Below are 25,004 nucleotides of genomic sequence, written 5' to 3'. Positions count from 1 at the left end.
TTTCAGCGACTATATCATTGTTAATATCCTCCCATTTATTGTCTTATTCAAAGTGGATGGGTTCTGTATATTCCTCTAGCACATATTCTCGTGTCTTAGTATCAAGGTACGTCTTAGAATTTTCCGTCCTTAATTCATCCATCTCTTGTAATTCATGTACATCTTTGATTGGTTCGTTCTTCTCTGCAAAAGTGACACTTCCCTGAAAAGGCGGAATAATGGATACAATCAGTGCGAGAATCAATGTCCATACTACCAATTTATATTTATTTAGCTTTCTTTTATTAAGCTTCATCTTATTTCCCCCCATTAATTTATGGTGGTGCTGCATAAGTATCGTTAGTGATGTCGTATGATTTCTTATTTATTTGAATACTATTGGTACCGGGAATTCAATCAATGATTTGAAGTCCCTCTTTTACCGGTATAGGTTGTCGGTATAATGATCTCCAAAATCACTAGAGACTGATAAATAACCTTTTGTATGTGTATCTTTTTTGGGTACAGTTGTTGTTTTTAATTGGTGTCATTGTAAACGATGACATGAACTGGAATCATTGGTTTGGAGGAATAATCAAGTATACATGGGTATCATAGCTACTTTGTAAATATGAACCTTTATCCTTTTCTGTTTATTGGAACTTCGAATAAAAAGCATCTCCCGATAACTGTTTGAGTAAAATTGAATTACTTGAACATCTTTTATCAATCGAGTTACTTGAGCTGGTTTTTATTCATACCATGGAGCATGACTACGCATATTGGTTAATATTCTTTTTTGAGGTACATTCGGAAAAGAATGAGGTTTTAAAGTGGAATTGGTCGGATGGTCGTTCGAATACAAAATTATGTGGTTTGTGTTTCATCTTGAAGAAATTGAACAACAACACCCTGATTGGCAGCTGCAATGTACCAGTCTTTGGTGATTGACTGCTAACAAATGAATAATCAACATACATGGGAGCACTTTCCAATTTAAGATATGGTTGCTTCTGTCTCCTTCATTAGCACCCTCCTATAATTCTACAATTTTCCTCAAATGGAATTAAGGAAAGTATAATTCGACCCATGAAAAATAGGAATAGGCCAAAAGATTAGTAGGTATAAAGAACTATATTTTTGAACATATATTAAAAAAACATCATCATAATAGGTATAATTATTCTCACTAACAATTTTACTTTATAAAACTTGTTTACCCATGGATTTTTATCGAATGGAGAAATTGAATGACTCATAGAGTAGACTTTACCCTTGATTTTGAAGTTTTGCCATTTACAAGACATATTTCATTTAATTACTTACAATGATTTTTGAGGGGATGTGTTCGTTTAATAATATATCAGTAGAACATTTTTGGTGGGAATTCGGTTAAAAAAAAAGAGGGTTATTTGAAGTTTTATTCATAAAAGGGATAAAGATTGATGTTCCTGTCGTTCGCTTGATTAGATAGATTGGTCTTTGGGGAATTTTTGGAGAAATGTCATGAGAGGTTTGGTTAAACGTCTACAACTGAGTTGATTCCCAATGATTTTTCACGCAAAAAGAAAAGACCCCCTCTTGGAAGTCCCATTCTTTTTGTTCAAAGGTCTGTTTATTAGGGAATATCATGTCCCATCGAGCTTGTTAAAATGTTAAACCATTGCTCTTTTTCCATGCTTAGGTTTAGTGAATCAATGGCGCTGTCCAGTCTTTCTTTCTTACCGGATCCAACGATTGGAATGATTTTTGCGGGATGTCTCAACAGCCATGCATACATCACTTCATCTATTCCATTGGCACCGATTTCTTCTTTCACGATTTCTAACGTTTTTCTTAAGCGGACAGCCTTTTCATTCGACTCCTCAAAAATGCTTCCTCCTGCAAGCGGTGACCATGCCATTGGCGCCACGCCCATTTCCTGACATGAGTTCATGGTTCCGTCTTCGAAGTTTTCAAGATTATATGCAGAAAGCTCCAACTGATTCGTCACAAGCGGATATTCTAGATAAGATTGAAGCATATCCCATTGCGGTTTTTTGAAGTTCGATACTCCAAAGTTACGGACCTTTCCTGATTCTTTTAATTGATTAAACGCCTCAGCCGTTTCCGCAGGGTCCATCAGGGGATCCGGACGATGAATAAGTAACAGATCAATATAATCCGTTTTAAGATTCATAAGAGATTGATCAACAGACTTTATGATATGGGCTTTACTAGTGTCATAATGGTGACTTTTATGGGAAGGACGGTTTTCTGATTTAAGAACTATGCCACATTTCGTAACAATCTCCATTTTATCGCGTAAAGATGGCTTTAATGAAAGTGCGTTCCCAAAAATCTCCTCACACGTATAACTGCCATATATATCGGCGTGATCATATGTAGTGACGCCCCGATCCATTCCGTGTTCAATAAGAGATAGGATTTCCTCGGTAGAAAATCTCCAATCTGCCAATCTCCACATACCGTGTACAATGCGTGAAAGACTAAGATCTTCAGTTAGATTGACTCTTTGCATGTTTTTCTCCCCTTTTATAACATGATTGGGCTTGCTAATTAGTTGTTTGTTTTTCTATCATGACTACCCTTCGTTAATCTGTTACAGCATCAATTGCTGCTGCCATGAACCTTAGTATAATTTAAAATTTCGGAGATTCCTAATCTTGAGTGACCCTTTCATGCCATATTTTTTGAGCTTAGGTTCATGAAGAAATATATCGCCGCCTTCTCGTGCAAGTTCACACGTTATGAACATAAGAAAAAGGCTGCCGCAGCAACCTCTTGAATATTATTAGTTCCTTTGTGTTTTCTCATGTAATTCCACGATTTCTATCGCTAAATCTTTTGTTGTCATGGAAGTCATCAAGTGATCCTGAGCATGGATCAAGAGCATTGGAATCTCGAATTTCTCACCATTCACTTCTTGTTGATTCAATGCGGTTTGGATTTTATGTGCCGCAACGATTTCTTGTTCCGCTTCCTTTAATTTATCCTGGGCATCGCTTGATTTACCTTGTTTTTGCAAGGCGATGGCTTCCATTGCACAGCTGCGGGCATTCCCGCTATGGAGAATTAATTGAAATGATTATTCAGAGAGATCCTCTTTCGTTTTCGTCATATTATCACCCCTTTTGATAGTATGTTATTTTGATATTAATTGGAGGGCCGTACGCAATACTTCCTTAATTTTCATTTTTCTACCTATATCCAAAACTATTTTAAAAACAACATCGGAAAAATATATCGTGATGTAGTAGATGCTTGGTATAAAGAAGAAGAGCGAAAGAAAGACCCATCGTACAAGAAAAATATTGCTCCTCAATTTGAATACAATAAATTTATTCGTGATTTTTTTGCTGATCCTAATAATCAAGGGAAAAGTCGTGAAGAAGCGATTGAAGCCTGGAACAAAATCAAGAAACTCCCAGGAAGCAATAAATATATGTCTAATAATAAGTCTTTTAAGTACAACTAAACATTTCTATTGACATTATTTCGACGTTCATAAAACGCTATTTGTTTCCTTATTTCAAGCCAACAGAACCAGTTGAGATTTATCCAAATATTAAAACCAAGACTTACTAATGCGTTCAGGAATTTATCTCCTAAATAATGCTTCTTTCCAATTCTGTACAAGCCTACATACATTTCCCTACACTAAATTTGTTTACCCTCAATTAAAGGTATATGATAGATTAAAAGACTGAAGGTGGAACGGCCTATCAATTCTGAAACGCGAAAACCAATAAACATTACCCTCAATCCGTACTTGACTAATAGACTCGCTAATTTGGCTGAAGAAAGAGGTATCCCCATCGAAAGACTGATGGATAAAGCGGTAGACTTGCTGCTTGAATACATGGAAGACAATGAGACCGTTAATCAGGTGAAATACAGTAATAACGAAGCGATAGAAAAGAATAAAGAAATGATTGCAAAAAGTAGAGAATTCATTAATAAAAAACAAGCACTTAACCCCTAGGTAAAGTGCTTGTTCATACTTTAGGCAAACTCGATGAAAATCGGGTTTGTCTAGTGTTTTTTATGGCTTGTACAATTTGGACGTTGCTTTCCACTCCAGGCACTCGCTTTCCGCGGGCGGTCCGGGAGCCTCCTCGGCTTTCGCCTGTGGGGTCTCCCATAGACACGCTGTTCCCGCAGGAGTCTCGTACCTTCCGTTCCAATCAACTTTGTTTTAACCTTTAGATAGAATCCTTTTGCCTAGAGTCCTTTTAGAAATATTAAAACTTGAGGTGATGTTTCTAAAACATGATTCTATTCAGCAAGATCAACTTGAAATGGATCACATTCATGATTCTGTGATGTCCCACTGCGGGTTCCAAACGACCTCCCAAAGGTGTCCATCAGGGTCTTGAAAGTGTGCAGAGTATCCTCCCCAGAAAGTGTCATGTGCCGGATCGGTTATGATTGCGCCAGCTTTTTTTGCTTTTTCCAACACAATATTCACTTCCTCTTTACTGCCTACATTGTGACCAAGGGTAAATTCAGTAGGACTTGTCGGAGACAAAGGAACCTTGGCCTCATGAGCTATATCCCTGCGACTCCATATGGCAAGCTTTAGGCCTTCTTGCAGGTCGAAAAAGGCAACGGCTCCATGCTCAAATTCCTTGCCCACTATCCCTTCTGTTTGAAATCCCAGGCCATCCCGATAGAATTCCAGCGATTTTTCCAAATCATCCACACCTAATGTAATGACAGTAATACGTGGCTTCATGATTGTCCCCCTTCTTACTTAGTTTCTCCTTCTATTGTTTACCAACGCTTCTAGTCCAAATCAGATCAAAATAAACAGGTTTCTTTGTCAATCTAAACTGAATTCCTGTATAGTAGAATGATTAACTGATCAAGCTCGAATATCAGGATTTACTCATTCACTTTACTTAAAATGTAATGAACCGAAAGGAAATTCGATTACCAATGATTTCATTTATCCTCACCTTGAAACGTTTTCTAAAAGCGCTCTGGTCCGCTTTTAAACTGAAGAACTTCCAGGTTCTTTTCGTCTTGGTCCTCGTTATGTTATTTTCCGGCACGATTTTCTATGTTAAGCAGGAAGGTCTAACTGTGATTGATTCCCTTTACTTCTGTGTTGTTACTCTTAGCACGGTTGGGCATCCCAGTTTTGAACCGCAGACAACATTAGGAAAAGTGTTTACAATGATTTATATTGTAGGCGGCACCGGATTATTTATGGGCTTAATAGGATACCTAGGATACCTAGCATACGCAATCATAAAGAAACCGGAAAACGAGAGCAACAGCAGCAAAATCTGAATGCATAGGAATGCTTATAATAATTGGCATTCTTTTTTGATTGGTGTAAATACCCCTTCTACATAAACTTGGTTAATTTTAACATTAGTCATCTTTTTTTTCATTAATTTTCACTAATCCACTTTGTTGGTATTTTAAGTGTAAAATAACTCTCTCTACTTTGACCGCTCTTTATCAATCAAAAGGCCCCTCTCGATTGAGAAGGGCCTTTTATGGTTTGCACTTAATCTTCAAGTTCCTTTTTCTTGTTCAAGAGTTGAAGGTATTCCCTATCCAATTCCTCCTTTTCCTCTTCCTTCACAACACTGGACAGTTTCCCAAGTGTCTCGATGATTTGCACTTCAATCATAAGAAGTTCAGCCTGTTTATCTTGATGATCATCCTTACGTTTGGACAATTTTGTTGCTTCCTGATTGATGGCACTTACTCTCGGAGGTTCATCTTCAAATGAAAGTGAATGCGTTGCAAGCGATTGGATCAATGAACGATCATGAGTCACAAAAACGATGGTTCCTGGATATGCTTTTAACACTTCGGTTAAAGCCTCTTTAGTATGAATGTCCAGGTAATTTGTAGGTTCATCCAAAACCAGTACATTATAATTTCCCAAAAAAACTTTAGCTAGGGAAGCCCTGACTCTTTCCCCACCGCTTAAAAGTGATACTTGTTTGTGAACGTCATTTCCTTTAAAAGCTAATCGTGATAATAGCGTCCGAATAAAAGCCTGATTGTAGGGACTGTCCTCCAATATATTTTCAAGAACCGTTTTAATTTCATTCAAATTTTCTTGTTGTTGTGCAAAAAATCCAATCTTTGCCGGCTTCGCGACATATAAGTCTGGGTGCCTTTCCACTATCTTTTTCAATAATGTCGTTTTTCCTGAACCATTTTGACCATTGATGGCGAGTCTGCAAGCTAGTTTGACATCTCCAAAAATATGTTGCTTCAGCACCCTTGAGCCAACTTTCAGGGAACAGCCATTAAATCGAATGACCCTTTTGCTATGCAAAGATGGAAATTCTGAAATATCAAAAATGATAGGAGGATCTTCCCTCGGTTTTTCTTTTTTTGCTAATTTTTCGATCCGAGTTTCGATCGCTTCGGCAGAACGGTTCAATTTCGCCTTCTGTTTCCCGGAGCTCCGTTTATGCAGCCTTGCTTCTGAATTACCCATTCGTTTAGGGGCTTTCCTAATTGAATCGGATTTAGCTTGGAGGTTTTGTGCAGCCTGTTTCAACCGGTTCTTTTCACGGGTATACTCTTCATATTGCTTATTTTCCTTTTCTGTTTTTGCTTGCTTTTGTTTGATATAAGCTTCGTAATTCCCTTCATATACAGTTACCTTGCCTTGCTCAACTTCCCATATTGTTGTACACAGATGATTCAGGAATGCTTTATCATGTGAAGTAAGCAAAATAGCGCCATTAAAAGATTTTAAATCCTTTTCCAATTGTTCAATTCCGGATATATCCAAATGACTCGTAGGTTCATCCGCGATCAATACATCCGCATTGGAAGACAGAGCTGCGGCGATTTTTCTTCGAGTACGTTCACCGCCGCTTATGATTTCTTGATTTTCATCTGGCAGTTTCCATATGCTCGTTAATATACCGCTTATTTCTTGTTCAGTTTCTTCTATTTGCGGGATATAGCTGACTGTTCCATAGCTCTCGATATGACCGGAATCGGGTTCCCTCACTCCCGCAAGTATAGAAAGCAGGGTCGTTTTACCTTCTCCATTCCTGCCAACCAAACCAATACGGTCATGACTGTAAAGATGAAGTGTATCGACGGAAAGAACTTCACGGGTCCCGTAGCTTTTCTTTAGATCATTCGCTTTTAAAAATAACATAAAAAAATCCCCCTCCATTTTTCTAGAGAGAGATCGCCTGCTACTAAATTAATATACATAAACCAAATATACCTCATCTGCTTTGATAACAGAAAAAGTAGTTGTATATGAATTAGTACCTATAAACGAACAGACGTATCCCATCTCTAAACATAATCATTAAAAATCTCACATGGGTATCTAAAAAGATTCTTGTTCAAATGAAAAAGTGAAATCACTTAACTTACCGATTAAACCAGTAAGCAAACAAAGTGACGCGTATTTTCATTGAAAATATCTAACCGATAACACCCATTGAAATTGATTTAGATTTACTGTTTATTTGATAAGATTACTGCTTCATTGTATAAGGTACCTATTCCTTCCAATGTAATGAATTAATGATTGCATATTATTCATATGTTTGTAAAGCAGATTTATACCCCTTTTTAGTTAATTCATAAAAAGAGAAAATTAATTGGGCTCTACATGGACATGAACATCATACACTCCATGATCTTTCATCATCACTTTTTCTACATGTGTCGCTATATCATGTGCTTCTTTAATATCCAAGGTAGAATTGACAAGGATCACAACATCAATCACTTCATTATTCCCGTAATTTCTCCCTTTAATTTCTTTTATCCCCTTGACTCCATCGACATTTGTAATTACATCCTTATATAGATGAATTTTATTTTCATCAAATCCGTCAGAAAGTTCATGCGAGGCTTGAATGAATATATCCCAGGCTGTTTTGCATATTAATAATCCAACAATGACTGCAGTAAGGGGATCCAGCCAAGGCATGTTTAATTGGGAGCCGAAAATCCCTATAGCTGTTCCGATACTTACCCAAGCATCGGAAATATTATCTTTCGAAGCTGCCATAACGGCTTTACTGTTAATTTTCATAGCAAGCTTTTTATTATATCGGTATACAAAATACATGGCTATTGCTGATAAAACACCCACATACCCGGCAATAATGTCAGGTGATTCCTTTCCACCTTTAAGCATGGAACCAACTGCATCTATCAATACTTGTACACCAACAGCAAACATGATAAATGATGCTACCATCGATGCAATCGTTTCACTTTTCCAATGACCATAACCATGATCTTTATCGGGGGGTCTTTGAGCTAGCCTTAAACCGATCAGTACGGCAATGGACGCAATAATATCAGTCGTGTTATTCAAACCATCCGCTTTCAAGGCCGCTGAGTCGCTTATGTATCCGATAGCCAGCTTCATGATTGATAGACAAATATAAGCAATTATACTAATGATTGCTCCACGTTCGCCTAATTTGAGGTCATTATATTTTTGTTCTTCCATTCAACTTCCCCCCACAATTAAGTACCTGAATATCATATCAACTTAAAAATGGGTGGGTCTATAGCAACCTTTTTGTATCGCTTTATATAAGTAAGTGATAGATAACTATGTTGCATATGGCAAACTATCTGAATAGAATGATATTGATGAGTCCCTGACAAAATCCCCGGATGTATCCCCGCAAAATAACGAAACAAGTGAGATCTATATCGTATTTTCGACAGTAAAACAAAATAACGTTCCGCTTTCATTTGATTGCAAATTATATTTTATATGAAGTGTCTTAGCTATATCCTCGATTATTTTTAAGCCAAGCCCCTTACTACTACCGATATCGAAACCAATTCCATTATCCTTGATACTGACCACATTATTTTCAATGGTTATCACAAGTTTATCAGCCTTCGAATGGTTCAATACATTTTGGAAAACGTTATCGAATAACCTTTGGAGCCACAAGTCATTACTCATCCATTCCAACTCTCCATTTAAAGGATGATATATTAATTCAATACCATGCATGTTATACAAATAGGCCCATTTTTTAACCATCATTTCTATTAAATCGTGCATATTCACTTCGTCATTTAAGATATAAGAATTATCAAGCGTATCTATTGATTGAATATTATACTCATTTGTTAATTCGGAAATATAATTTATTTGTTGATATAGTGATTGTAATAGTGGAGCTTGATCCGAATATTGACCTTCTAAATAGAATAATTGTAATCTTACTGCTGTTAAAGGTGTATTGATGTCATGTCTTAATTTATTTAAGAGTTCCTTTTTCATTTCTCCTTGTTGCTTTAGTTCCAATTCCCGATAGGTCGTTCTTTCAATTAGTAAGTTCACCGATTCAGTTAATTTTCCGAGTTCATCATTGCTATTTACCTCTAATTTATTCGGAATCTCCTCATCACTGGCTAAATTCCTGATGGTTTCATTCAATATATTTATTTTATTTAATAGCGAGTTAATAGATTTGGAAAATAAGAAGGCTAACAATAATAGTGATAAAATAAATACTCCCAGCATTGTAGGATATGCAAAAGATTCATGAAAAGGAATGTCACTATTATTGGATTTAAAGGCCATATCATAAATTAGTGACATAAGGATACTGATTAACAGCAATATAAATGGCACGCTAATAACGGCAATAAATAACAATAGCTGGTATTTTTTCTTTAATTTCATTTCTTTATATAGGTATTCAATCTATACCCTTCTCCATATATATTTTGGATGATCTCTCCCGTGTTATCATTGATTTTTGTTCTGACTTTTTTTATATGCACATTAATGATATTTTGATTCCTATCTTCGAGCTGCCATAAATATTCAAAGAAATGTTCTTTCGTTAAAATCCGATTCCTATTTTCATATAAATAGAAAAATATTTTACGCTCTATCGCAGTAAAAACCACTTCATTATGCAAGGCATTATTGAATACCTTTTTATGTTCGGCATCAATATATAAATGTTTAATTTGCGTGAAAGTACCATATTGATTTTCCAGCAATTTCTGCATTCTTAGTAATAGCTCCCTGGGATCAAAAGGCTTAGTCATATAATCCTCACCAATTGTCAAACCTTGTAGTTTGCTATCCATATCATTTCGGGCGGATAGAAAAATAACCGGAATATTCAATCCTAGACTTTTTACTTTCTTTGTAATTTGATAGCCATCATCTCCTGGCAGCATAACATCCATAATGACTAAATCCATCTCATGGATTATATCGATAATATCTTTTCCTTCTTTCATCCAACATACATTATACTCTTCGCGCTGCAAAATTTTTTTCAATAAATCACCAATCATTAAATCATCTTCAACAATTAAAATATTATATCTTTTCATAACAGGGCCTTTCTATATTCATTTGATAAATTCCATGGCTAGATCATATATTTCATCTGGCACGTATAGATAAATGCTGTGCGTCCCTTTCAGTTTTATTACATCCGCTTTTAATAGTTTCTCTGCAAACTCCTCATAATCTTCATTTTTTTGTTTGGTATATTTCGAATTTTTATTTTCATCGGCAATCGCATCTAAAAATAAAATGGGTGTTTCTTTTGGAATCGGCAAATTAACTGATTTTTCACCATTATTGTAACTCTGCAAAAGCTCTTCCTCCATATCATCATTAAAAAACTGTTTATATGATAGTGCTTTATACATTTCTTTTTCATGGTCAGTCAAGAATGATTGCCGGATCACTTCGGGATTATAAACAGCAGAAGGAACAAGACGGTGCAAACCCATTTTCGTTAAAATATTCACTCCTCTTACTGTCAATGAATCAACCATGCCCATTTTATGAGTTACATATTGGTGCGGTAGACCAATATCCAAAGCAATAATTCCCTTTACTTCGCTTGGGTATTTTTGTGCCCAGTAAATAGCTTCAATACCTGAAACTGAGTGTGGAACCAAAATATAAGGAGGTTTATTCCCACTTTCCATTAACGATTTCCTGCTTTGTTCCAATATTACATCAATATCCCTATCATCATGAAAAACATCACTGTATCCATATCCTGCTCTTTCAATGACTGCAATCTTATTTTCTTTTGCAAACTTACTATATAATCCTTTCAATTCATAAACGGGAGCAGCAATTCCGGAACCGGACATAAAAACGTATGTATCCTCCCCGCTTCCTTCCGTATATACATTAATTTCTTTGTTATTAAAATCAACGGATGTTCCTACGCTAATTAATGATGATTCCTTGCCCTTTTGATAATTATGGTAAATAAAAACAGCTAATACTACAAATAAGATAATAGCAATGAAGGTGAAAAATATATTCTTTGATACTTTCAACATTTTTCTCATATAGAAAACTCCTTTCAAGTTATATTGAAAGGATATATGTTAATAATAAATTTCTAATTAATTTTCATTGTGAATTTTCAATAAAGAAAAATTCACCTTTTATTGTTCATTGATTTGCATTAAAAAAGCTGCGCCAGCGCAGCCCTAAGTATAAATAATATTATATGTCGGTTTAATCACACCGTTTGAATATTGTTTCATTTCAACTAAATCCAATTTTAGACTTGGCTTAACGCTGCCAAAAAGAGGGATGCCTTCACCGATTATGACTGGATTCACTTTCAGCACCAATTGATCAATGAGTTTATGTTTTAATAACGTTCCAGCCAGTTCTCCGCCCCCGCAAAGCCATAGCTTTCCGTCACTTTGATGTTTGAGGTTTTCTATAAACGCAACGGCATCTCCTTCGATAAGTTCTACCTCTTCATTCGATTCAAACTGAAGGGAGCTCGAGAATATATAATGTTTCAAACCCTTATAACCTGGTTCACCCGGTTTAGCTCCGAATTGAAATCCAAATTCATATGTTTTACTTCCCATCAACACCGCTTCATATTGCTGGATATCGGATAAAAAGTCCGGGACATGATCTCCTTCAAATAAGAAAAAAGAATGATTGATATCCCCTTCCAACATTGCTTGGTCGGCAATGAAATTATCAAGTGAAACGGCTACATGATATACCAATTCTGCCACTTAGCATCCCTCCAATAGAGATTACACATTTTACACGATCGTTATTCCATTAGCCTCATATGGTATCAGATAGCCATATCGATTATTCTTTTGATATGGTCTTCATTTGTTTCGACACCCACTTGAGTACATAGGTATTTATTTAGTCTAAAGAATTCTGGGATCATACTTCTCAACGTTTTAATGATTTCATTTGAATTGCGGCCACAATCCCAACTTTTCAACAGTGATAATTGCTTTCCAGCTAATTTACTTCTATTGCCCTCGATTTTTGTCCATGCTCCATAGGGGACATCCATATGTTGTTCCATTTCCATATACCAACCAGACACAATCAGCCACCGTATCCTATCAAGATTGGATAGTGCATATAACATTTCTCTTCTCATAACGGCCCTGTAGGTTTCATGGACAAAAGCAAGCAGCTTTCCTCTCCAATGCTCAACTTCATCCGGTGTAGGTTTATACACTTTCTTTGCCGATTCCTTAATAACAGGACTCATTATATTAAAAGGATCATAGATGACTTCTACCTCTTTTAACCAGATGGAGGGAACAATTTCCTCAGGTGCATGATACCAGCTATCCACTTTCACAAAGGTATTATAATGAGTGACGATATACGGTGAAGAAGGATTGTAGTCTTCGTGAAATGAAACATTTCCCCAGTTATTGGCTCTATTCCTTTTTTCCTTTAAAAAATCTGCTTTACGTTTTGGAATAACAATAGTGTGCAAATCTATATCCGAGTAGTTATCATCGTTTCCTTTTGCTAATGAACCGGCTATGTAAATAGCCAAAACATCAGGATCTGCCGATAAATCTTTTAATGCATTTTCCAAAAGAATATCGCGTTGTTTCGGTAAAATTGCATCTCTTTCTATATGTTTGCTAACGAATCCCGCACACAAAACCATCTCCTTTTTTTGTAAAACCGTCAAAGTAATATATATTCGTGAATTAGAATAAAATCCCTTCCGTAGAATTCCGTGTCAGTGATATATACTGCTTCTTACCTCCTTGTTTTCTTTGCTGAATACCTCTTTACCGGGCATCTATCCATGTTCTTGCCGGTATGATATTATTTTGAATATTAAGTTAAAAGGAGGCATCATTTCATGTTTTTTGCAAATACTCCCGAACCGCCCTATTACGCTTGTATTTTCACTTCCCAAAGAAGCGATAAGGATGCCGCAAGCTATAATTCAACCGCTGAATTCATGGATGAACTTGCCGCTCAACAAGATGGCTATTTAGGAGTCGAAAGCGTAAGAGATCAAAACGGGTTAGGAATTACCGTATCCTATTGGAAGTCCTTGGATGCCATTAAGCTTTGGAAGGAAAATGCCGCTCACAAAAAGGCACAAGAAAAAGGTATGAAAGATTGGTACTCGTCATACACTACACGAATTTGTAAGGTTGAAAGAGATTATACCAGCAAATAAGGAAACTGAAATTTATGAATTTTCAGCTATAAAAAAGACGCTTTTACTTTTTTGAGGGTTTGTAAATTTGAACGTTGATTTACATTCCAGGCACTCGCTTTCCGCGGGCGGTCCGGGAGCCTCCTCGGCGCTCTTTGCGCCTGTGGGGTCTCCCTTGGACGCGCTTTTCCCGCAGGAGTCTCGTACCTTCCATTCCAATCAACTAGAATTTTTTTACATTAGGCTGTTCATCCCAAACCATGTTCAAGACTAATTTCCATTATTGATTTTTACTGTTTTATGAAACACTTATTAAATTGAAGAAATTTACCATACTCCTGGTGAGTAACTGGCAGATACCAAAGACGCTTGCGGGTAGAACGTTTTTTAAACTGAAGTCAAACTAGCTTTCTATTGAGTTTGTCTTCAGCAAGAGACCGCTAAAATTCCCTTAAAAATTAGTAATCATTCCCTCAGTAAAATCGTAAAAGAGCTTCGTGATGCGAGCATTCCGAAACCCACTTTGTCTACAAACAGAGACCGCTTTTTAAGCGGTCTTCACAATGAATTAGAAGGTCACTAAATCCTCTTTTATGAGTGAGTACATATATAAATCATCGAATTTGCCACGGGTAAATTCATAATGCCTAAGAAGTCCTTCTCTTCTAAATCCATGTTTTTCCACTAGTTTTTGGGATAAGTGATTATCAGGTTCAATTAAAGCTTCAATCCTTTCCAGCTGAAAGTGGCGATAACCATACATAACAACGGCTTCCAATGCTTCACTCGCAATGCCTATTCCCCAATGATCTTTACTTAATTCATATCCAATTTCAGCACGATGGTGTTTGGTTACCATATTCAGAAAACCACAACTTCCTATAACCTTACCGGAATCTTTTAATGTAATTCCCCATCTAATTCCCGAACCTTTTTCGAATATAGATTCGTACCATTTAATTTCATCCCATACATCATTTACTGTCTCAAATGGATCTAACCCCATTGGCTTCACCACATCTGTATCAGATAGATATTTGAACATGTCACCCGCATCTTCCAGTGTTACTTCCCTTAATATCAATCGTTTGGTTTCAATAACCGGAAATACCTTCTCCATCCAATTTCCCTCCTCCAAACTCCCATTTTCTTATTTAACTATTTAATCATTACCTATTTAAAGTCGATATTCAACGCTTAATTGTATAGAAAATTATGATAGTAAATAAAAAGGCGTCCCAACTTTCGTAGAAACGCCTTTTTTTCGTTTATTTGATTCCTTCATTAATAGAATTATTTGTTTCCTTTACTGCTGAAATGATTAAAAACATGGGCCTTCGATTTTCATCTTTCATTTCAGGAACACTTTTTAACATTTCATCAGAAGGCATCGGTTCCTTTACTGCTTTAATGCTGAAACCAGCACAAATTAAGTCATTCATATATGTTGAAATCGTACGATGATACTTTACTACGTCTTCGGTTAAGAAGGTTGTTTCTCTCACACCTTCGGATTGATAGTTGTCAACTGGCCAATGCAGATGATTTCCGTGATCATCGTCATACCAGGCTTGTTCGTTGCGAGAAGTAAAGATTGGATGTTCAACCGAGAAAACAAAGGTGCCTCCGGGCTTTAAACAATCATGCACCTTTTTGCAGATCGCCTCATATGACTCAATGTAATGAAAAGCCAATGAACTGATAACCACATCAAATTCAGAGCCGGAAAAATCGATGTCTTCAATTGGCATTTTAATATATGAAATACAAGGGTCATCCGTTTTCTCACGTGCTCTTTGAAGCATATTGTCAGAAATATCCACACCAACGACGGAACTGGCATGTTGCTCTCGGGCAAATCGGCAATGCCAGCCGAAACCGCAGCCCAAATCAAGTACCCTCTTATTATGCAGATTTGGCATTAGCTCTTTTAATACATGCCATTCTCCGGCAGCTTCAAGTCCTTTGACTGATCGTGGCATCTGCTCATACGCAGAAAAGAAATTTGCATCATCATATTTGTTTTGTTTCATATTCAAACATCTCCTATTATCAAGATAGCCTCCTAAGATTCATACCACATCTATTACAGGAGGCAACTATCTCCTTCTCACCATTTTTTTCACCTCATTTTCTTGATGAATCACTGTCCTAATACTAACACACTGCTTTTTTATCCTACATCTCCGTTGTTCGTCGTATTGATCTCTTTGTGGTCTATATCTTGATCTCAATAAGTTAAATCGTTCGCTTTAGGTCTTATCTCCTAATGTCTTTTTTAGGAGTAAGACTTTTTTACTCATCCTTAATAAGTTAACGAGAAGATAAGCAAACTATACCATATTGCAGCTGTACGGAATCTACCTTGGCTTAGTACGCTAAAAATTAATCCAGGTAGTAAAAAGGATAAATGTATATCGCTTAATCAAAATGTAATGGGGTGAATGTTTTATGAGAATGAAAAAAGCATTAATAGGTCTCTCACTCTTATGTATGATTGTTCCTGGTATTGCCAAATCGGCTGATTCCATTGCTGAAAATAAACGAAGCAATATCGTGGCAAATTGGAAATTCACAAAACAACATGTTAAAAGCGGTTCAATCGATAAAGGTAATTTAATTATAGAAGATACAAGCAAACATGGAAATGATTTAGAGTTAGTGACGATAGGAGACCCTGCATCACCCGAATTAAAAAATATGATTCAATGGTCCGAAGAAGATTATTATGCTCAAGATGAAGTTGATAGCTTGGAGTTCGCTAATTACGAAAATGCCCCTGCAGGAAGATATTTCAAGACCAAAAAGGATGCACCTATCAATTCGGAGAATTTCAATAAGGGTTTTACCATTGAAACGGTATTTAAGATGCCAAGCGATTCCAAGAATGTCATGGGGCTTTTTTCTAGACAAGGACAGGCAGCAGATCTTAATAAAATGGAAGGCGAGAAGAAAATCCTTTCTGCTTTAACTGTATCCAGTGATCAAAAAATCCACTGGACAAGCCATCCATCTAATTTAAATTATAATGTAAGCAATTGGTCTCGATCATTAAATGCTGATGAATGGTACCATTTGGCGGTTGTTAATGATGGTAACACGACGACTCTGACTTTGAATGGCGTCAGTGATTACGGAAAATCGGAAAAAGTAATCGGTATTGCAGCAGTTATAGGGAAAGGCTGGAACATCGGAGCATCTGAGTGGGGAAATAAGTTTAATGCACTATTCAAAGGGAATATCCAGCAAATACGAATTGCTAATAAGGCTTTAACTGAAAAAGAATGGCTTGTACAGGATGCTCGTGACGATGAACCCTTTGAAGGATCAAACAAATCCTTCCCCATTCTATCGAATAAGAAGAATTATAATTTCCTTTTCGTTCCAGATACCCAGAAATATTCAAGCCAAAATCCTGAGATTTTCAATAGCCAAATGAACTGGATTTCCAATAACACCAAGAAGAACAATATTATCATGAATACATTTGTTGGGGACATTGTCGATAGTGATTCAGAAAAACAATGGCAGAATTCACTCAGAGCCATTTCCCATTTGGATAAAAAGGAAGTTCCATATATGATGGCGGCTGGGAATCATGACTATGCTGACGGAGATCCTTTTTTAACACATTATGGGCCACAGCGTTTTATGAATAAAAAATACTATAAGGGTTCGTCTCCCTCTGGGTATAGCTCATATGCAATCGCTAAGGCAGGCAGTTATGAATACTTAGTTTTAATAGTGGATATGAAAAATCTGCATAAGGACTTGGAATGGTCAAAAAAAGTTCTAGAACGGCATAAAGATAAACCGACAATCCTCGTCTCACATGATATTATTTTTCCGAAAGTTAAAGATGATAAAACCATTGCCGTCGATTCGTCTAATGGCCGGCTGATTTGGGATGAACTTGTAAAGAACCATAATCAAGTGTTCATGACGGTTAATGGACATTTTTATGGAATAGCACATCGGGTAAAACAAAACTCAGCAGGAAATGATGTCATTCAAATGCTGGTCAATTACCAAACGAATTATCGAGGGGGAAATGGCTGGCTAAGACTTGTAGAATTTGATGAAAAGAAAAATGTATTATTATTCCGTACCTATTCCCCTTTTGTCGACGAAATGTCCAAAAAAGAAAAATCCTATATCGATTATAAATTTTTAACAGGTGAAAATAATTCATTTAAATTAGATTGGGACTTTAAAAAAAGATTTAATTTCAGGTAATTAAAAGAGGCGGAAAAATCCAATTCCCCAGGTGTATCTGATTGACCTCATCACCTGGGTGAATTCCTTTTTTTGGTGTCCTACTATTTGTTGATGGATAAAAGTTCACTCTTCACGATGAATTTAAAATGCTACGATTTTTCAAACAACTATCATGCTGCTTTTTTCATCACTGATTTATACTTTCCGAACCCATTAACAACAAGAACCCCTAATATCGCAATTCCGCCGCCAATGACCGAAAGAGTACTAGGTACTTCCCGCAGCCAAACCCAAGCGACGAAAATGGCAATCACAGGTTCAAGGTATAACAAACTGGAAACGGAACTGGCTTTTCCTAATGATAATGCGACTGCCCATGTTACATAACCGATGGCCGCAGGGAAAATACCAACAAAAATGGCAGATAAATGACCTTCCATCGTTGCATGTTGAATTTCTTGAAATAGCCCAGGTATAAATATTAAAAAGGGTATTGTACCGATCCATGTGAAATACGCTGTCAATTCAATCGGATTATAACGGCTGAACAGTGGCTTTTGGAAAACAAAAAACACTGCAGAAGCAATAGCTGACATCAGCACTAAAAAGGCTCCTTCAGAAATATTCAGGGAAGGGCCTGCAGTACCTAAAGTTATTAAGGTGATTCCTGTGAACCCTATTCCTAAACCAATCCATCCGAATAGGCCGAGGCGTTCTTTTAAAACGAAAGCAGCAATGATCGCTATGAAGACAGGTGCTGAACCAATCAGCATTCCAGCCGTTCCCGCCGAAACAGTTTGTTCCCCGAATGTCACCCCAATATGGTAAATACTAATACCAATAAATGCAAGGATCGATATCCTCAACAAATCCGCTTTTTTCGGGAGTCGAAATTTCACCCCAGGCCATAGAGCATAAAGGAAAAAAATCCCTGATGCTATTAGATAACGAACAAGTACCAAATGGCCAGCTGAATACCCGCCATGCAAACTTGCACGAATAGCAGCGAATGTAGATCCCCAAATAATAACTGTAATTGATGCCAATATAAATGCCTTCGTGTTCAAAACCCATTCCTCCCATACCCATTCACTATAAACTGAAGGTATCATGGATACGGGAGAACTTCAATAAATTTTCTATCTCACTGTGAAGTGGAACAGTAAAATACGAATAAGAGTACATACCGAGATGTAATCATCGGTTAAGAAAACCTATTCCATATGGGATTGGATAGGAAATCTTCATTTAAAGATTGATCAGGTTAGAAAAGCATGCTAAACAAAAGGTGCTTCGTATAGGAAGCACCTTTTGTTTAGACTGGAGACAAACTCGATATTAAGATTGCCTATATTTTTTTGAGTGAGTGTAAAAATTGAACGTTAATTTCCACTCCAGGCACTCGCTTTCCGCGGGCGGTCCGGGAGCCTCCTCGGCGCTCTTGGCGCCTGTGGGGTCTCCCTTGGACGCGCTTTTCCCGCAGGAGTCTCGTACCTTCCGTTCCAATCAACTTTGTTTAAAAATTCAGATAGAAACCCTTTTGTCTACAAACTTGTTTACAATTACCTTTTCCAAATTTAAGCTTACTTGAAATATTGTCTTGAGGCTTTTACACTGTAACCGTTTTGTGCTGCAATACTGAAAAATAACGTTTAAAGTGTAAATTTAATTAATTATTTTCTGGTTTCCAAGATGAAAAGCGTCTTTCAATAATCCCTAATAATGAAGTAAGAATGATTCCCGTAATCGTAATGACTAACACTCCAACAAACATGCGATCTGTTTGGAGATTTTGACCATTGCTTGTCAATTGATATCCGATACCAGCCGTTGAAGCGAATAATTCACCTACAACTACAGCAATTAATCCTTGACCAATACCTAAGCGAATACCGTTTAAAAGGAATGGTACAGTCGAAGGCAAAGCAATTGTTTTAAAAATTTGAAATTCACTTGCACTAAATGTTCTTGCTGCTTTTATTAAGTTTTGATCTAATGTTAACATTGCTTTTTGAGCGCTCATCACTATTGGAAAGAAGGCCATCAAAAATACGATAACAATTTTTGATGCAGGTCCTATTCCGAATGCAATGATGATCACTGGTAAAAGTGCGACTTTAGGTGTTACATATAATCCTGAAATGAAAGGGTTAACCACTGCATTAAAGGTAGAATTCCAGCCCGATAACACACCAAGCGGAATTCCAATAAGTATTGCTAAAACAAAGCCTGCAATAAATTCGTAACCACTTACTTTCATATTTTCCCAAAAGGATACTTCTTGGACCATTAAAGCTGCAGCTTGTGCAATTTCTATTGGTGAGCTAATGAACAATGGATTTATCCATTCATTTCGAGAAGCAACTTCCCAAAGCAACAGGAATAGTAAAACAGAGGCAACACTGATAAAAAATGACTTCTTTTCTTTTTTCATTTTCTTCGCCTTTTGTATCTTATGCTTTGATTGTGTAAGCTGAATCGTACCCTTCGTCATACTATTCTCCTTTCCCTTTATTATTTTTCTTTATTATCGAAACCTTGTTTTGAAGACTCCTGTTCAATAATGGACCATATATGATCTACAAACTCTAAAAATTCAGGGCTGCGCTTCACGTGGAGATCTCTCGGTCTAGGTATATCAACATCGACAACCTCCACTACACGTCCTGGTCTTGCCCCAAAAACAAAAACTCTATCAGCTAAAAATACCGCTTCATCAATTTGGTGTGTAATAAAAAGACTTGTCTTTTTTGTCTCATCCCATATTCTAAGTAACTCACCTTGCATAAATTCCCTAGTTTGTGCGTCTAATGCCGAAAATGGTTCATCCAGTAATATTAATGACGGGTTTACCGTTAATGCTCGAGCCAAGTTTACCCTTTGCTGCATCCCTCCTGACAATTCGTGGGGATAATGATTTTCATAACCTTTTAAACCGACCATTTCAATAAATTCTTTGGCCTCTTTCTTTTTCTCTGTGGTTACTTGCTTTTGCAGTTCAACTCCAAAGAGAACATTTTCCAAAACTGTTCTCCAAGGTAATAGACTTGGGTTTTGAAAAACCATTGCCCTGTCCTTGCCGGGACCATCAATTTTTTGCTGATCTAATAGAATTTCTCCCTTACTTGGCTTCAGTAATCCAACTACTGTATTTAAAAAAGTGGTTTTCCCACAGCCGCTCGGCCCTACAATACATATAAATTCACCATCTTTGATATTTAAATTTATATTCTGCAGGGCAATCACTTCTGCACCAGTTTTATTGTTTACGTAAGTAACATCCAAAAAACGAGTCGACAATTTGAACTTTTCAATTTTTGCATTTTCCATCTTGACTATCATCTCCTTTCCATCTAACTATTTTTTAAAAGCTTCTTCTATATAACTATTTGTCCAAATAACATCTTCAGTAGTATCCTGTTTAGTAGAAACCCCTGACAACTTGCCAAATTCAACTAATGGATCCTGGGCATTATCCCAAGCTTCTTGATTCATTTCCCCATAGCCTTTAAAAGTGTTTTTCATTCCGATTAGTGATTCCTCTAGAATATCAACATCAATTCCATCAAAATAAGAAACGATTGATTCGGCTGCCTCTCTTGGATTATTACGTGTGAATTCCATACCTTTCCCTATCGCCCGAACTACTTTCAAAGATGTTTCGTGATTTTCTTCTAAATATTCCTTTTTAGCAAAAACAGCTTCCCAGACCATATTCCCATACAATGGTTCTTCACTTGTATTGATTACAATTTCACCAACATCTTTACTTTCCGCTTGTAAACCCATCGGAGGTGATGCTATCCCCCCGTCAACAACCCCCTCCTGCATACCGCCAATCTTCGATCCATCTCCTGCCAATTTGACGGTTTTAAGCGTATCGGGATCAACACCATGCAATTGCATTAAATACCGGGTGTATACGTCTCCAGAATCGCCGACAAGGTTTGTACCAATAGTTGCGCCATTCAATGAAGCAACTCTATCTTCAAATGATGAGTCTTTAGAAACATTCTTTTTCTTTTGATATTGTTTAGAGAGAGTAATTTGATAGGTTAGCGCTGAATTTAAAGATTGAATCGCCAATAATTCTTCACCTTTATCAAGAGGAGTAAACATACTTCGAGGACCTGAGACCGCAAACTGAGCTTCACCTGATAATACAGAAGCCATTACTTGTGCTCCTCCACCACCAGACACAATCTCAGCTTCAATTCCTTCCTCTTCAAAATATCCTTGCTCAATGGCTACGTACAATGGGGCAACCGACAACAACCGTGCAGGTTCTGTAAAAGTAAGTTTTACGGCTTTTCCTCCTGAATTCCCCTTATTTTTTGTAGTAGTTTCGTCACTTGAACCGCATGCAGATACTATTAACACCAAACAAAGCAGAACGAACGCCAATTTATTCTTAAACATATTACTTACCTCCCTAAATCAAATATTTTCAACACTTCATTCACTAACTAACTATATTCCCCCTCCAATTAAGTCTCATATACAAAACATAATTTCATATACATATCAATTCTAAATCAGCTGTCCCATTTGGGTCAATTGTAATTTTGGAAAATTTAGATAATTCGGTAGATTACAGCACAAAAAAAACACTCTTTTAAAATCATGAGTGCCCTTTAACTCTTGAGATACAATTTTCTTCTTCATCACTGGGTACTTGCACTATACCAATGCCTTTGATTTCCCAAAGGTAACATCGGTCCTGATTCTGTTTTACTTCACATCGATGACCATTTAGATGATGTTCCTGATGGCTAGTACACGGGAAGAATTATTTAACCTGACTAGAACGGATAAAGCATTTTTAGTGGCAATAAATTAGAAACCTAAAATATAAATAGATAATTTTTTTTGGCCGTCATTTGCGAGGGATACTCTAGGCTCTATGTTTACAATTTCTTCACAAGACATGCCTAGCTTTGCCTCTGTAGTTTTATAAGGGCCTCAATCACTTTTCGTACCTCTTCCTCAATACGAATGGGTTCTGATTTTGACAAACAATTATATAAAACATGTAACTCTCTTTAGGTATAGTACTCCCTTATCCCTTATAGAAACACCTACCATTCTACATATTGGGATAAATTAAGATGTGTTAACAAGTATTATTATGACTCACTAAGGCCTTCCAAATGAAAAAAGGGAACCACCAGGCTCCCTTTTTGTTATATTGAACTTAATGTTTTACAACTTTAGTAGTTGCCTTTGAACTAGTATTCCCTGCTTTATCCTTTGAAGTTATTGAAAGTGTAGTTCCTTTTTTCTGTGCTTTAATCTTGACTGAGTAGCTCCCCTTAGAACTTGCTTTTGCAGAACCTAACACTTTACTTCCACTTTTAACAGTTACAGTTGAATTAGCTTCTGCTTTACCAGTAACAACTTTATCATTGTCATCTACTTTATTAACTGTTGGCTTACTTGGTGCAATAACATCTACAACAGTTACCGTTGTACTTGAACTCACATTCCCTGCACTATCTTTAGCTGTGCTTGTCAATTTAGTACCTGCTTTTTGAACTGCAATTTTAACAGAGAACGTTCCTTTAGATGTTGCTTTTGCAGAGCCTAACACTTTACTTCCACTTTTAACAGTTATAGTTGAATTAGCTTCTGCTTTACCAGTAACAACTTTATCATTATTGTCAACCTTATTTACTGCTGGCTTACTTGGTGCAATAACGTCCACAACAGTTACCGTTGCACTTGAACTCACATTCCCTGCACTATCTTTAGCTGTAATTGTCAGTTTAGTACCTGCTTTTTGAGCTGCAATTTTAACAGAGAACGTTCCTTTAGATGTTGCTTTTGTAGAGCCTAACACTTTACTTCCACTTTTAACAGTTATAGTTGAATTAGCTTCTGCTTTACCAGTGACAACTTTGTCATTATTGTCGACCTTATAAACAGTTGGCTTAGATGGGTTAACATTGTCTACAAATGCTGTTGCGGTAGCATAAATGTCGTATTCAGTATTATCGTCAATGTATTCGTTATCTTGGTCTATAACCCCCACATAGTAGGTTCCTTTTTTAGCTTGGTACGCTTGTACTTCAACACCATCCTCAAATTCACTACCTAAATATTCTAAGTTACTATTTGTAACAAATTCTTTTTGCACAGCCGCAAATACTAGATCAATAACATATGAGTCAGATAATCCAGCCACTAATAAAACTCCACTACTAGGAACATCTATTTTATGAAAATCCACATCATTCAAAGGAAGCAATTGACCGATTGTTCCTTTTTCGTATGATGCGCTGTCTGCTGAGTCAAAGTCATCATTGTATTCAGTTTCAAAAATATATTCATCGCTGGAAGAACTACTCATTCTACTCATTTTGTTAGAACCTTTAACTGATTGCGGTTGAGAACCATTTACTTCTTTTTCAAGTTGTTTAAATGTTTTAGAATCAACGAAACCTTTTTCAAGTGGTTTTTTTACTTGACGTTCAATAGCTTTCCTTGCCAATCCGTTCTCGTTTCCTTCGGCCTTCACAACACCTACAGACAATGAAGAAGCAAATAGACCTACAGCAACCAGTGATAAAATACCTTTATTACACACGTTTCCTCCCCCTAAATTCGTTATTAAGAACTATGTAATACTTTTACATACTAATACATAAGTACCGGAATTACCATAAGTTTCTTTAGCTTTATTTTGACAAGAACTGCAATATATGCGAGGGAATGGTAGGTGTTTGAAAAAATTATCCTTGATTGCAATACCGTACTCATACTATTTTTTAGCTAATTGAAACTTAGTAAATGGCAACATATCCTCTATATCATTAAGATAAGTATAAGGGCTGCGCTGTAATAGCTGATAGTTCTGAAGATTGATCCGTAAATGGGGGAGGGTAGTCTCTAGATTACACTTTTTATATTTTAAGTTTTTAGTTTACATGAGATAAATTTTAAGAAGTTAATAGTACACAAAATAATCCGTCTCAAAATGACAAGCAATCTTTATGTAGTGAGACGGAATAAAAGTGTGCAAAAAAGTACACATCTTAAACGTATCATTCCACAAGATATTCATACTTGTTCATTGTATAATTACTCCTTATTTTGATCTCTGAATACGATTGTCTAGACCATTCGCATTCAGAGAAAAAACCTCTGGGTTCATTTCCTAATTGGATGTCAATATCTTTCTCTAAAATTTACATTTTCCTTATGATATACTATTTTGGCCCTGCCAAATAACCCTCCAAAATCCTTTTGGATGGATTTTTTCTGTTACACAATACCATTAATCAGGCTAAATCTAGGAACGTTTCTATAAATGAAAAACAGATAATATCTCCTTAAATCGTTTAGTGGTCAGTAAGTGGTCAA

22 protein-coding genes and 1 pseudogene are annotated in these 25,004 nt (G+C 36.6%); 5 read left to right on the top strand and 18 right to left on the bottom strand.

Annotated elements, in window-relative coordinates; translation table 11 throughout:
• Positions 1-43 precede the first annotated feature (43 nt).
• The 3 genes from OSJ91_RS10445 to OSJ91_RS10435 form a co-directional block, all read right to left on the bottom strand.
• Positions 44-295 (bottom strand): hypothetical protein, encoded by a 252-nt coding sequence (locus OSJ91_RS10445; protein ID WP_485891513.1) that lies wholly within the window; start codon positions 293-295, stop codon positions 44-46.
• A gap of 1,302 nt (positions 296-1,597) precedes the next feature.
• A complete protein-coding gene (locus OSJ91_RS10440) occupies positions 1,598-2,500 on the bottom strand; it encodes an aldo/keto reductase (protein ID WP_413016863.1) in 903 nt (300 codons plus the stop codon).
• Positions 2,501-2,773: 273 nt separating this feature from the next.
• A complete protein-coding gene (locus OSJ91_RS10435; RefSeq protein ID WP_350302840.1) occupies positions 2,774-3,055 on the bottom strand; it encodes a PTS sugar transporter subunit IIA in 282 nt (93 codons plus the stop codon).
• A gap of 114 nt (positions 3,056-3,169) precedes the next feature.
• Here OSJ91_RS10435 and OSJ91_RS10430 point away from each other — a divergent pair.
• Positions 3,170-3,457 (top strand): annotated as a pseudogene (locus OSJ91_RS10430) (DUF6434 domain-containing protein); the annotation flags it as partial.
• 234 nt (positions 3,458-3,691) lie between these two features.
• Positions 3,692-3,964 carry a ribbon-helix-helix domain-containing protein gene (locus tag OSJ91_RS10425; protein ID WP_350302151.1) on the top strand — a complete coding sequence of 91 codons (273 nt, stop codon included), beginning with the start codon at positions 3,692-3,694 and terminating at the stop codon, positions 3,962-3,964.
• Positions 3,965-4,291: 327 nt separating this feature from the next.
• Here OSJ91_RS10425 and OSJ91_RS10420 read toward each other — a convergent pair whose 3' ends face one another.
• Positions 4,292-4,717: a VOC family protein gene (locus OSJ91_RS10420; RefSeq protein WP_350302150.1), complete on the bottom strand. Its 426-nt coding sequence runs from the start codon at positions 4,715-4,717 to the stop codon at positions 4,292-4,294.
• Between the two features lie 203 nt (positions 4,718-4,920).
• Between OSJ91_RS10420 and OSJ91_RS10415 the strand changes: the two genes are divergently transcribed.
• The gene (locus tag OSJ91_RS10415; protein ID WP_485891512.1) at positions 4,921-5,277 is read left to right on the top strand and encodes a potassium channel family protein; all 357 of its coding nucleotides are present in this window, start codon (positions 4,921-4,923) and stop codon (positions 5,275-5,277) included.
• A 223-nt stretch (positions 5,278-5,500) separates the two neighbouring features.
• Here OSJ91_RS10415 and abc-f read toward each other — a convergent pair whose 3' ends face one another.
• The 7 genes from abc-f to OSJ91_RS10380 all read right to left on the bottom strand — a co-directional run bounded on the left by abc-f (position 5,501) and on the right by OSJ91_RS10380 (position 12,911).
• Positions 5,501-7,129 (bottom strand): ribosomal protection-like ABC-F family protein, encoded by a 1,629-nt coding sequence (gene abc-f / locus OSJ91_RS10410; protein WP_485891511.1) that lies wholly within the window; start codon positions 7,127-7,129, stop codon positions 5,501-5,503.
• 453 nt (positions 7,130-7,582) lie between these two features.
• Positions 7,583-8,452 carry a cation diffusion facilitator family transporter gene (locus tag OSJ91_RS10405; protein ID WP_413016856.1) on the bottom strand — a complete coding sequence of 290 codons (870 nt, stop codon included), beginning with the start codon at positions 8,450-8,452 and terminating at the stop codon, positions 7,583-7,585.
• A 204-nt stretch (positions 8,453-8,656) separates the two neighbouring features.
• Positions 8,657-9,652, bottom strand: a complete 996-nt coding sequence (locus OSJ91_RS10400; RefSeq protein ID WP_485891510.1) for a sensor histidine kinase — start codon at positions 9,650-9,652, stop codon at positions 8,657-8,659.
• Positions 9,649-10,320, bottom strand: a complete 672-nt coding sequence (locus OSJ91_RS10395; RefSeq protein ID WP_350302146.1) for a response regulator transcription factor — start codon at positions 10,318-10,320, stop codon at positions 9,649-9,651. Before OSJ91_RS10395 ends, OSJ91_RS10400 begins: the two co-directional genes overlap by 4 nt.
• Before the next feature lie 18 nt (positions 10,321-10,338).
• The gene (locus OSJ91_RS10390; RefSeq protein WP_350302145.1) at positions 10,339-11,304 is read right to left on the bottom strand and encodes an alpha/beta fold hydrolase; all 966 of its coding nucleotides are present in this window, start codon (positions 11,302-11,304) and stop codon (positions 10,339-10,341) included.
• Positions 11,305-11,448: 144 nt separating this feature from the next.
• Positions 11,449-12,000: a dihydrofolate reductase family protein gene (locus OSJ91_RS10385; protein ID WP_485891509.1), complete on the bottom strand. Its 552-nt coding sequence runs from the start codon at positions 11,998-12,000 to the stop codon at positions 11,449-11,451.
• Between the two features lie 65 nt (positions 12,001-12,065).
• On the bottom strand, positions 12,066-12,911 hold the full coding sequence (locus tag OSJ91_RS10380) for an aminoglycoside 6-adenylyltransferase (RefSeq protein ID WP_485891507.1): 846 nt from the start codon (positions 12,909-12,911) through the stop codon (positions 12,066-12,068).
• A gap of 207 nt (positions 12,912-13,118) precedes the next feature.
• Between OSJ91_RS10380 and OSJ91_RS10375 the strand changes: the two genes are divergently transcribed.
• Positions 13,119-13,445, top strand: a complete 327-nt coding sequence (locus OSJ91_RS10375; protein WP_053534576.1) for an antibiotic biosynthesis monooxygenase family protein — start codon at positions 13,119-13,121, stop codon at positions 13,443-13,445.
• 547 nt (positions 13,446-13,992) lie between these two features.
• On the opposite strand, the gene OSJ91_RS10370 is transcribed toward OSJ91_RS10375, so the two are convergent.
• A complete protein-coding gene (locus OSJ91_RS10370) occupies positions 13,993-14,544 on the bottom strand; it encodes a GNAT family N-acetyltransferase (protein ID WP_485891506.1) in 552 nt (183 codons plus the stop codon).
• A 148-nt stretch (positions 14,545-14,692) separates the two neighbouring features.
• On the bottom strand, positions 14,693-15,457 hold the full coding sequence (locus OSJ91_RS10365; protein ID WP_350302140.1) for a class I SAM-dependent methyltransferase: 765 nt from the start codon (positions 15,455-15,457) through the stop codon (positions 14,693-14,695).
• A gap of 418 nt (positions 15,458-15,875) precedes the next feature.
• On the opposite strand from OSJ91_RS10365, the gene OSJ91_RS10360 reads away from it, so the two are divergent.
• Positions 15,876-17,660, top strand: a complete 1,785-nt coding sequence (locus tag OSJ91_RS10360) for a laminin G domain-containing metallophosphoesterase family protein (protein ID WP_485891504.1) — start codon at positions 15,876-15,878, stop codon at positions 17,658-17,660.
• A 152-nt stretch (positions 17,661-17,812) separates the two neighbouring features.
• Here the strand turns inward: OSJ91_RS10360 and OSJ91_RS10355 are convergent, their stop codons facing one another.
• From OSJ91_RS10355 to OSJ91_RS10335, 5 genes are all read right to left on the bottom strand, one after another.
• The gene (locus OSJ91_RS10355) at positions 17,813-18,709 is read right to left on the bottom strand and encodes a DMT family transporter (protein WP_413016838.1); all 897 of its coding nucleotides are present in this window, start codon (positions 18,707-18,709) and stop codon (positions 17,813-17,815) included.
• Between the two features lie 602 nt (positions 18,710-19,311).
• Positions 19,312-20,076 (bottom strand): ABC transporter permease, encoded by a 765-nt coding sequence (locus OSJ91_RS10350; protein WP_485891502.1) that lies wholly within the window; start codon positions 20,074-20,076, stop codon positions 19,312-19,314.
• A gap of 80 nt (positions 20,077-20,156) precedes the next feature.
• On the bottom strand, positions 20,157-20,972 hold the full coding sequence (locus OSJ91_RS10345; protein ID WP_485891501.1) for an ABC transporter ATP-binding protein: 816 nt from the start codon (positions 20,970-20,972) through the stop codon (positions 20,157-20,159).
• Positions 20,973-20,999: 27 nt separating this feature from the next.
• A complete protein-coding gene (locus OSJ91_RS10340; protein WP_485891500.1) occupies positions 21,000-22,061 on the bottom strand; it encodes an ABC transporter substrate-binding protein in 1,062 nt (353 codons plus the stop codon).
• Between the two features lie 775 nt (positions 22,062-22,836).
• Positions 22,837-24,228, bottom strand: a complete 1,392-nt coding sequence (locus OSJ91_RS10335) for an Ig-like domain-containing protein (protein ID WP_485891499.1) — start codon at positions 24,226-24,228, stop codon at positions 22,837-22,839.
• Positions 24,229-25,004 lie beyond the last annotated feature (776 nt).

It is taken from the genome of Bacillus sp. T-10(2022) (assembly GCF_056502895.1).
This window is presented reverse-complemented; position numbering and strand designations above follow the sequence as displayed.